The organism is Pseudomonas sp. zbq_18 (assembly GCF_043102245.1).
GTDB lineage: Bacteria > Pseudomonadota > Gammaproteobacteria > Pseudomonadales > Pseudomonadaceae > Aquipseudomonas.
This window is the reverse complement of record NZ_JBICIT010000022.1, coordinates 369,709-378,279: the sequence shown is the minus strand read 5'-3', so window position 1 is coordinate 378,279 and position 8,571 is coordinate 369,709. Positions and strand designations below refer to the sequence as shown.

Annotated in this window: 5 protein-coding genes; all 5 read left to right on the top strand. The window is 61.9% G+C overall.

Translation table 11 applies throughout. The annotated features are described in order from the left end of the window. A partial coding sequence (locus tag ACF8C6_RS18325) for an Hcp family type VI secretion system effector (RefSeq protein ID WP_392499952.1) occupies nucleotides 1-378 on the top strand: 378 nt, incomplete at its 5' end. Nucleotides 379-527: 149 nt separating this feature from the next. Next, complete coding sequence (locus ACF8C6_RS18320) at nucleotides 528-2,591, top strand: type VI secretion system tip protein VgrG (RefSeq protein WP_392500606.1); 2,064 nt, start codon at nucleotides 528-530, stop codon at nucleotides 2,589-2,591. Next, nucleotides 2,581-3,315: a DUF4123 domain-containing protein gene (locus tag ACF8C6_RS18315; protein ID WP_392500605.1), complete on the top strand. Its 735-nt coding sequence runs from the start codon at nucleotides 2,581-2,583 to the stop codon at nucleotides 3,313-3,315. Before ACF8C6_RS18320 ends, ACF8C6_RS18315 begins: the two co-directional genes overlap by 11 nt. Next, nucleotides 3,315-8,060, top strand: coding sequence for an RHS repeat-associated core domain-containing protein (locus ACF8C6_RS18310; RefSeq protein WP_392500604.1), 4,746 nt, complete (start codon nucleotides 3,315-3,317; stop codon nucleotides 8,058-8,060). The genes ACF8C6_RS18315 and ACF8C6_RS18310 overlap by 1 nt, the downstream gene beginning before the upstream one ends. Next, on the top strand, nucleotides 8,057-8,440 hold the full coding sequence (locus ACF8C6_RS18305) for a hypothetical protein (protein ID WP_392500603.1): 384 nt from the start codon (nucleotides 8,057-8,059) through the stop codon (nucleotides 8,438-8,440). The genes ACF8C6_RS18310 and ACF8C6_RS18305 overlap by 4 nt, the downstream gene beginning before the upstream one ends. Nucleotides 8,441-8,571: the final 131 nt, after the last annotated feature.

Here is an 8,571-nt window from a genome sequence, read left to right as displayed (position 1 = left end):
GTCATCATCCCGCGCGACCCGCAGTCCGGCCAGCCGACCGGCCAGCGCGTGCACAAGCCGCTGATGATCACCAAGGTGTTCGACAAGTCCTCGCCGCTGATCTTCAACTCCCTGACCTCCGGTGAGCGCCTGTCCAAGTGCCGCCTGGAGTGGTACCGCACCAGCTCCACCGGTACCCAGGAGCACTACTTCACCATCGAACTGGAAGACGCCGTGATCGTCGACGTGCAGTCGCGCATGCCGAACTGCCAGGACCCGAACATGGCCCACTTCACGCACCTGGAAGACGTCTACTTCACCTACCGCAAGATCGTCTGGACCCACGAAGTGTCCGGCACTTCCGGTTCGGATGACTGGCGTTCGCCGATCTCCGCCTAAGCAACGGAGATCCGGGGCGGGGCGTTTTTGCCCCCTGCGTCACGGCAACGCCGTGGCGCATCCCCGACAATGCCCGGGCTCGCAGGTACGCGAGCTGCCCCATCGGCCAGCGCGACTGGCCGATGCCCGTTCGGCAGAAGGAAACACGGATGTTCGCGCCCGCCAATCAGACCCATTTCAGCCTGAGCCTGCCTGCTGTCGAGCACGATTTGCAGGTGCTCGAATTCACCGGCCATGAAGCGCTCAGCCAGCCCTTCGTGTTCGAGCTGACCCTGGTCAGCGAACGCCCCGATCTCGACCTCGACGCCCTGCTCGGCCAGCCGGCCTTCCTGAGCCTGGATGCCCAGGGCAACGGCATCCACGCCCTGGTGCACAGCGCCGCGCAAGGCGACTCCGGCCAGCGTCTGACCCGCTACCACCTGACCCTGCGCCCGCAGCTGGCCTGGCTCGGCCACCGCACCAACCAGCGCATCTTCCAGCACCTGACGGTGCCGCAGATCGTCGCGCAAGTCTTGAGCGAGCACGGCATCCTCGACGGCAGCGGCCAGCGCTTCCAGCTCGGTGCGGTCTACCCCGAGCGCGACTACTGCGTGCAGTACGACGAGACGGACCTGCACTTCATCCAGCGCCTGTGCGAGGAAGAAGGCATTCACTACCACTTCCAGCACTCGTCCGAAGGCCATGTGCTGGTGTTCGGCGACGACCATACCGGCTTTCCCAAGCTGGCGCGCACCGCCTACCAACAGGACAGCGGCCTGGTGGCGGACGACCCGGTGATCAAGCGCTTCACCCTGCGCCTGGCCACCCGCACCAGCCGCGTCACCCGCCGCGACTACGACTTCGAGAAGCCACGCCTGCAGCTGGAGGCCGCCCACAAGGGCGACGCCAAGCCCGACCTGGAAGACTACGACTACCCCGGCCGCTTCACCGAACGCGCGCGCGGCAAGCATCTGTCCCAACGCGCCCTGGAGCGCCACCGCAGCGACCATCAGCTGGCCGAGGGCGAGAGCGACCAGCCGCTGCTGCGCACCGGCCACTTCCTCAACCTCGGCGAGCATCCGCGCAGCGACTGGAACCAGCTGTGGCTGCTCAATGAAGTGCACCACGAAGGTAAACAACCGCAGGTGCTGGAAGAGTCCATAACCAGTTTTCTCGGTGGCCGCAAGGAAGAAGGCCAAGCCGACGACGGCTTCAACCAGGGCTACCGCAACCGCTTCAGTGCCACGCCATGGGACATCCCCTACCGCCCGCCGCTCGACCACCCCAAGCCACGCATCCTCGGCAGCCAGAGCGCCGTGGTCACCGGGCCGAAGGGGGAAGAAATCCACTGCGATGAATATGGCCGCGTGAAAGTGCAGTTCCACTGGGACCGCATCGGTGCGGCCGACGACACCACCAGCTGCTGGCTGCGTGTCAGCTCCAGCTGGGCCGGCGACCGCTACGGCAGCATCGCCATCCCGCGCATCGGCATGGAAGTACTGGTCACCTTCCTCGAAGGCGACCCCGACCAGCCCCTGGTCAGCGGCTGCCTGTACCACGCCGAGCATGTGGTGCCCTACGACCTGCCGGCGAACAAGACCCGCACGGTGTTCAAGACCCTCAGCTCACCCGGCGGAGGCGGCTACAACGAACTGCGCATAGAGGACAGGAAAGGCCAGGAGCAGATCTACATCCACGCCCAGAAGGACTGGGACGAGAACGTCGAGCACGACCAGAAGATCCGCATCGGCCATGAGCGCCACGACACCGTCGAAGCCAACAGCTACACCGAGCTCAAGGCCGAGGAGCATCGCACCACCCACCTTGATCGCAAGACCGAAATCCGCGCCAACGACCACCTCACCGTGGCCACCACCCAGCACGTGAAGCTGGGTACGGGGCAGTTCGTCGAGGCGGGCAACGAGATTCACTACTACGCCGGCAGCAAAGTAGTCATCGACGCCGGCATGGAGCTCACCGCCAAGGGCGGCGGCAGCTGGCTCAAGCTCGACCCCAGCGGCGTGACCCTGAGCGGCGCGACTATCAAGATGAACTCGGGGGGCTCGCCCGGAACGGGTAGTGGCATTGCCATCCTGCGCCCCGGGGCTCTGCTGCAGGCAGATGCCGACAAGGCCGGCGCTCTACTGACCCCGGCGCAGATACAGACCCTCAAGCGCAACGCGCCCTTCTGCGAGGAGTGCGAGAAGTGCAAGGGAGGTGCCTGTGCCATCTGAAACGCTTTCCCCCCGGGACTGGCTGGAGGCGGAATGGCGGGATGGGCAGCGTCTCTATGTGGTTATGGGTAATGCCAGCGAGGCCAACCCGCTGCAGACCTATTATCAACAGGACAACGTCAACCTGCCGCTGCCGATCTGGAGCGGCACGCCCTACGCCAGCTGGCAGGAAGTCATGCCCTATCTGGGCGAGCTGGAGATCGACAGCCAGTTTCTCGACTGGGTCAATGAGGCCCCGACGAAGGACTGGGGTTGGCTGGCTCTCTCGCCTCATGAACCGAGCCTGGTCCTCGACCATCTGCGCAGCCTGACCCAGGTGTTGCTGCCCGATGGCGCCGAGGTGTTCTTTCGCCACTGGGACGGCCGCTATTTCCTGCCCACGCTGGAGCATCTGGGTGACGAGATCACCGCCATTCTGCCGGTGTTCTCGAGCTATTGGGTCAATGGCTACAGGGTTCAGGTCGCAGCGCAACTCATCCACGCAGCCAAGGCCTACCCCTGGTGGCAGGTTCCGCCAGGACTAGTCAACGCACTCATGCAGGAAGATCCCAGCACGCTGGTCGACAACCTCATGCAGTGGCTACTGGAAGAGCACCCCACGCATTACTTTTCGCTTCCCGCGGCCAACTTGAAGCACAAGGTTGAACGCCATGTGCGCAGCAACCCCATGGATGAATTAACCAAGGAGCGCCTACTGGCGCTGCTGGCAAAGGACGCCTCGTGATGATGCAAGAAACAACGATTGCCAAGTTTCTATTCACGCTCCACGGCTTGTACGCGGAGAAGCCCGATGGCAAGCGGGTGATCGATGAGTTCAGGAAGAATCTGCTCGACAACTACAAGACCTTTGCCGAGGACTGGAAGACGGCGTGGCTGCTGGATGTAGAGCAGCAACTCAAACTGACCGACAGCGCCGGCAATGAAGTCCTGTCACTCAGCCGCGACAAGGACAATAAGCAGGTGCAGCACTACGCCACCTGTCCGGTCAACGGCAAGCTCAACCTCCTGCACCGCTTCGAAACAGCCTCTTTCGTGCCGATCGGCAATACGCCCTACGAACTGGAGGAAATCACCGGCCTGTTTGGCGGCGCACCGCAGAAATTCAGCGGCAAGCTCGATGCCGACGGCAAGGCATCCATTGCCGGCTGTACGCCCAACAAGAACTACCGGGTGCGCTTCTACCCCAATGTCGGCCAGGCCGAGCTGGATGCCCTGTACAAGTCTTATGAAGGCGTGATCGGCCAGCTCCACGCCTGGCTCATGCAACAGTGGTCGAGCAGCATCGATGCGCATTGGCTGATGATGTCGCCCGTTGGCGATCCACGCCGCCTTGCCGAAATCAACCAAGCATTTCTGGCCGGCACGGGTCACGCGATGATGAACATCATCGACGACGTGAAGAACCTGATCCACATGCTCGCCAATCTGGATGAGTACAAGCAGAAGCTGCTGGAATTCATCTCCGAAGCGGACTTTCAGAAGATCAAGCAACAGGCCAAAGAGCTGCTTCATACAGCAATGCTGATGCTGCATGACGAGCCACTGCTGTTCTTCTACGCCAGCACTATCGTGTGCTGGATAAGCCTGATGCCTCCCGTTGAAGTCGCCGAAATGTATTCAACGCTGGAAAGCGGCATCCTGCTTAATGTCCTACTGGGCATCGTTCTGTCTGGCGGCATGGGCATCGCTTTCCGGCTCTCGGTCAAAGGCTTGAAAACCGCGAGCAAGGGCAGCAAAGCCCTGCTCAACAGCATGCAGGAACTGATCGACCTGAGCCGCGGTTATCCGCTCGGTGCCCATGCCCAGACGGCCAAGCCACTCATCGCCAGTGGCACGGCGGTGGTGAACAGTTCGGCCAAAATCCCCCTGCGGATACAGAGCGCCCCCCAAGGCATCGACGAGACGATTGAAGATGCAGTGAGCGTGGTTCGCGGCAAGAAGAAAGACGGTTTTCGCGTAGGCAAAAGCGAATCAGTGGACGATGCTTCCGCCCCCTCCAAGACCCCCAATGACAAGCCCGCGGACCAGGCCGACAAGACCTGCACCAACAACTGCCCGGTGTCGATGGTCACGGGCGAGGAGCTGCTCACCCTCACCGACGGCACCCTGGAAGGGTTGCTGCCTTTCGCCTGGGACAGGCTCTACCGCACCAGCGCCGCGGAGCTCGACTGCGGCCTGGGGTTCGGTTGGAGCCACAGCCTGGCCCAACGCCTCGACCTGGAAGGCGAGAGCCTGATCTGGACCGATCACGAGAATCGCCGCACCAGTTTCCCAATCCCCAGCGAACAGCGCCCAGCGATCACCAATCGCCTGTCCCGCGCGGCCATTTACCTGGGCCAAGACCCTGCTGAACTGATCCTGGCCCAGGCCGGCAAGACGCCGCGCTTCTATCACTTCCGCCGCGATGCCCAGGGTGGCTACCTGATCGCCATCAGCGACGCCTATGGCAATCGCCTCGCACTCAGTCGCGATCTGGCCGGACGCCCGCAGCGCCTCAGTGGCGCCGGGCGTGCCCTGCTGCTGCGCTACGAGGGCCGCCGCATCGTCGCCGTGGATTACCAGATCCAGCGTCCGGCGGAGAACGAGGAGGACAGCTGGCACAGCGTGCAGACCCTCAGCCGCTATCAGTACAACGAGCTGGGCCAACTCATCGCCGCCAGCAACGCCCTGGGTGAGACCGAACACTATCGCTACGACAGCGAGCACGTGATTCTCGAGCGTCGGCTGGCCGGCGGCGCGGCCTTCTACTGGGAGTGGCAGGGCCAGGGCAAGCAGGCGCGCTGCGTGCACCACTGGGCCAACTTCGGCCAGATGGACGCTCGCTATGTCTGGGGCGACCAGGGCAGCGTCACCGTCGTCAACGCCGACGGCAGCGAGGAAACCTACGTCCATGACCAGAATGCTCGCCTGGTACGTCAGGTCGATCCGGACGGCGGCGAGACGCTGCGCAGCTACGACGACAAGGGCCAGCTGGTCGCCGAGCAGAGCCCGCTTGGTGCGATCACCGAATACCGCTACAACGAAACCGGGCACCTGGAGGCCCGGATTCCCGCAGAGGGCGAGCCGGTTCACTACAGCTACTTCGACGGCCATGTGCATAGCGTGCGGCGCGGCAAGGCGGTGTGGAAATACGAGCGCAACGAGCAGGGCGATATCACCACCCAGATCGACCCGCTCGGACAGTGCACTGGCTACCGCTACGATGCCCGCGGCCGCTTGCTGGAAATCCGCCATGCAGATGGCAGCCAGCACTTGCTGGTATGGAACGCCCAGGGCGAACTGATCGAGGAACAACTGCCTGCCGGCGGCATCCGCCGCTATCGCTACGACGCCTTCGGCCGCCAGATCACCCGGCTGGACGAGCATGGCGCGCTGACCCAATACCAATGGGACGCCGTCGGCCGACTGGCCCAGGTCACCCTGCCCGGCGGCGCCAGCCGCGCCTACAGCTACAACGCCTACGGCAAGGTCACCAGCGAGCGCGACGAGCAGGGTCGGGTCACCCGTTACGAGTACGCCGACGGCCTGCACCTGGTCAGCCGCCGCATCAATCCGGACGGCAGCCAGCTGCGCTACCGCTACGACAATGCGCGCCTGCTGCTCACCGATATCGAGAACGAGCGCGGCGAACACTACCGTCTGGACTACCACCCCAACGGCCTGATCAGCCAGGAGACCGGCTTCGACGGGCGCAGGACTGCCTACCGCTACGACCTCGCCGGTCACCTGATCGAGAAGAAGGAGTTCGCCGAGGACGGCAGCGAGCGAATCACCACCTACCAGCGCGACAGCGCCGGCCGCCTGCTGGTCAAGACCCTGGCCGATGGCGAACAGATCCACTACGCCTACGACGGCCTGGGTCGCCTGATCAGTGTCGACGACGGGCAATGGCCGCTGGCCTACGCCTATGACCTGCGCGATCGCCTGGTCGAGGAGCACCAGGGCTGGGCCACCCTGCGCTACGAGTACGACGCCCTCGGCCAGCTCGGCCACTGCCGCCTGCCCGATGGCAGCCGCCTCGACTACCGCTACCGCCCGGGCGGAGAGCTGGAAGGCATCGACCTCAATGGCCAATCGCTGAGCCGTCACCAGTTCGAGCAGGGCCGCGAGCGCTATCGGCGCCAGGGCGCCCTGCTCAGCGAATACGATTACGACGAACAGGGCCGGCTGCAGGCCCATCGCCTACGCAATGAACAGCGCCAGCTGCTGCGACGCCAATACCACTACGATGCCAGCGGCAACCTGTCCGCCATCGAGGACTCAAGCAAGGGCAACCGCAGCTTCCACTACGACCCACTGGACCGCCTGGTGGTGGTGCGCGGCGACCTGCCCGAGAGCTTCGCCCACGATCCCGCCGGTACCCTGTTGGCACAGAACACGGCTACCCCTGAGGGGCTGGCCAACGTCCAGGGCAACCGCCTGCTGATGCAGGGCGACAGCCACTATAACTACGACGCCTTCGGCAATCTGGTGCGCGAACGCCGTGGAGCCGGGCAGAAGCTGGTCACCGAGTACCAGTACGACAGCCAGCATCGGCTCATCGCCGCCAACCTGCCGGATGGCCGCCGCGTGCAGTACCGCTATGACGCCTTCGGTCGACGCATCGCCAAGACGCTGGATGGCCAGACCACCGAGTTCCTCTGGCAGGGCGAGCGCCTGATCGCCGAGAGCGGCCCGGCGCACTACCGCAGCTACGTCTACGAACCCGGCACCTTCCGCCCCCTGGCATTGCTGCAGGGCGATGGAGAGTCCGCCAAGCCCATCTATTACCAACTCGACCACCTGGGCACTCCGCAGGAACTGACCAGCGCGGGGGGGCAGATTCTCTGGTCGGTGAAATACCGGGCCTACGGCAGCCTGGCCAAGGTGGAAGTCGAGGAAATCGACAATCCGCTGCGCTTCCAGGGCCAGTATTTCGATGCCGAAACGGGGCTGCACTACAATCGCCATCGGTACTACAACCCTGGTACGGGTTCGTTTTTGACTCCGGATCCGATCAAGCTGGCTGGGGGGCTGAATAACTACCAGTACGTGCCGAACCCGACAGGATGGGTTGATCCGCTGGGTTTACACACGACCCCAGGTCAATGCCCGGCGACAGATCAAAATTCGAATAGCCAACCAAACACTGAAGAACAAGTACCATCAGCTCCAACTCCTGAGCGCGGCTATCACAATGAGGTCTATGGGCCTAAGCCAGTAAAGCCTCAGGAGGCAACAGACAAGTGGGATGAGTTTCTAGGCCCCGGGCCACACACAAACATACACCCGAGGACTGGTCAGCCTGATCCTGACAGGATTGTTTCTGCAGATGGCAAACGTAGCATTCGCTATGGGGATCATGAAATGACGAGCAAACCAACAAAGCATCATTACCATGAAGAGACTTGGACTCTAGACCTGCAAAATAATGTAATGAATGTAGATAACACTGTGATTCGTGTGCCACTACCTAAGAGCCAGCCATGATAATTCAGATAAATAGTGTTCATAGCTCTGACTCTGGGCTCGTAGTCAACTTTACATCTCCAATCGGTTCCGCTTCGGCAGTTTGGGTTGGGGCTATTCCAAAAGAAAGAGAAAGCCACGATGTAGAAATCAACTTTGAAGAAGACTTCATCTGGGGGAAAAACATATGGGGAGCCGCTGCGGCGCCCAGCATAAAGCCCTTATTTGACTGTGGCGCCAGTATTACTGCGGAGCTACTGTATTACGATAGTGATGGCTGTGCCGCTATTAAGCTAGGAGGATTAGTGACCTTAATCGAAGTATCGGGAATACCCAAAGATCTACCGAAATCAATAAAATTAGAAGCTAACCTCGTAAAGATTTACCCAACAAATATATAGCTTGTGGCGGCACGCAGATATTCTGCCAGCAAAAAACTTGAGGAAAGCACCAACCATCTAACTATATGCTTAGGGTTAATGTCAGTGAATCAGAACGAACTATATGATGTAGCCGTACGCTGCGGATTTAA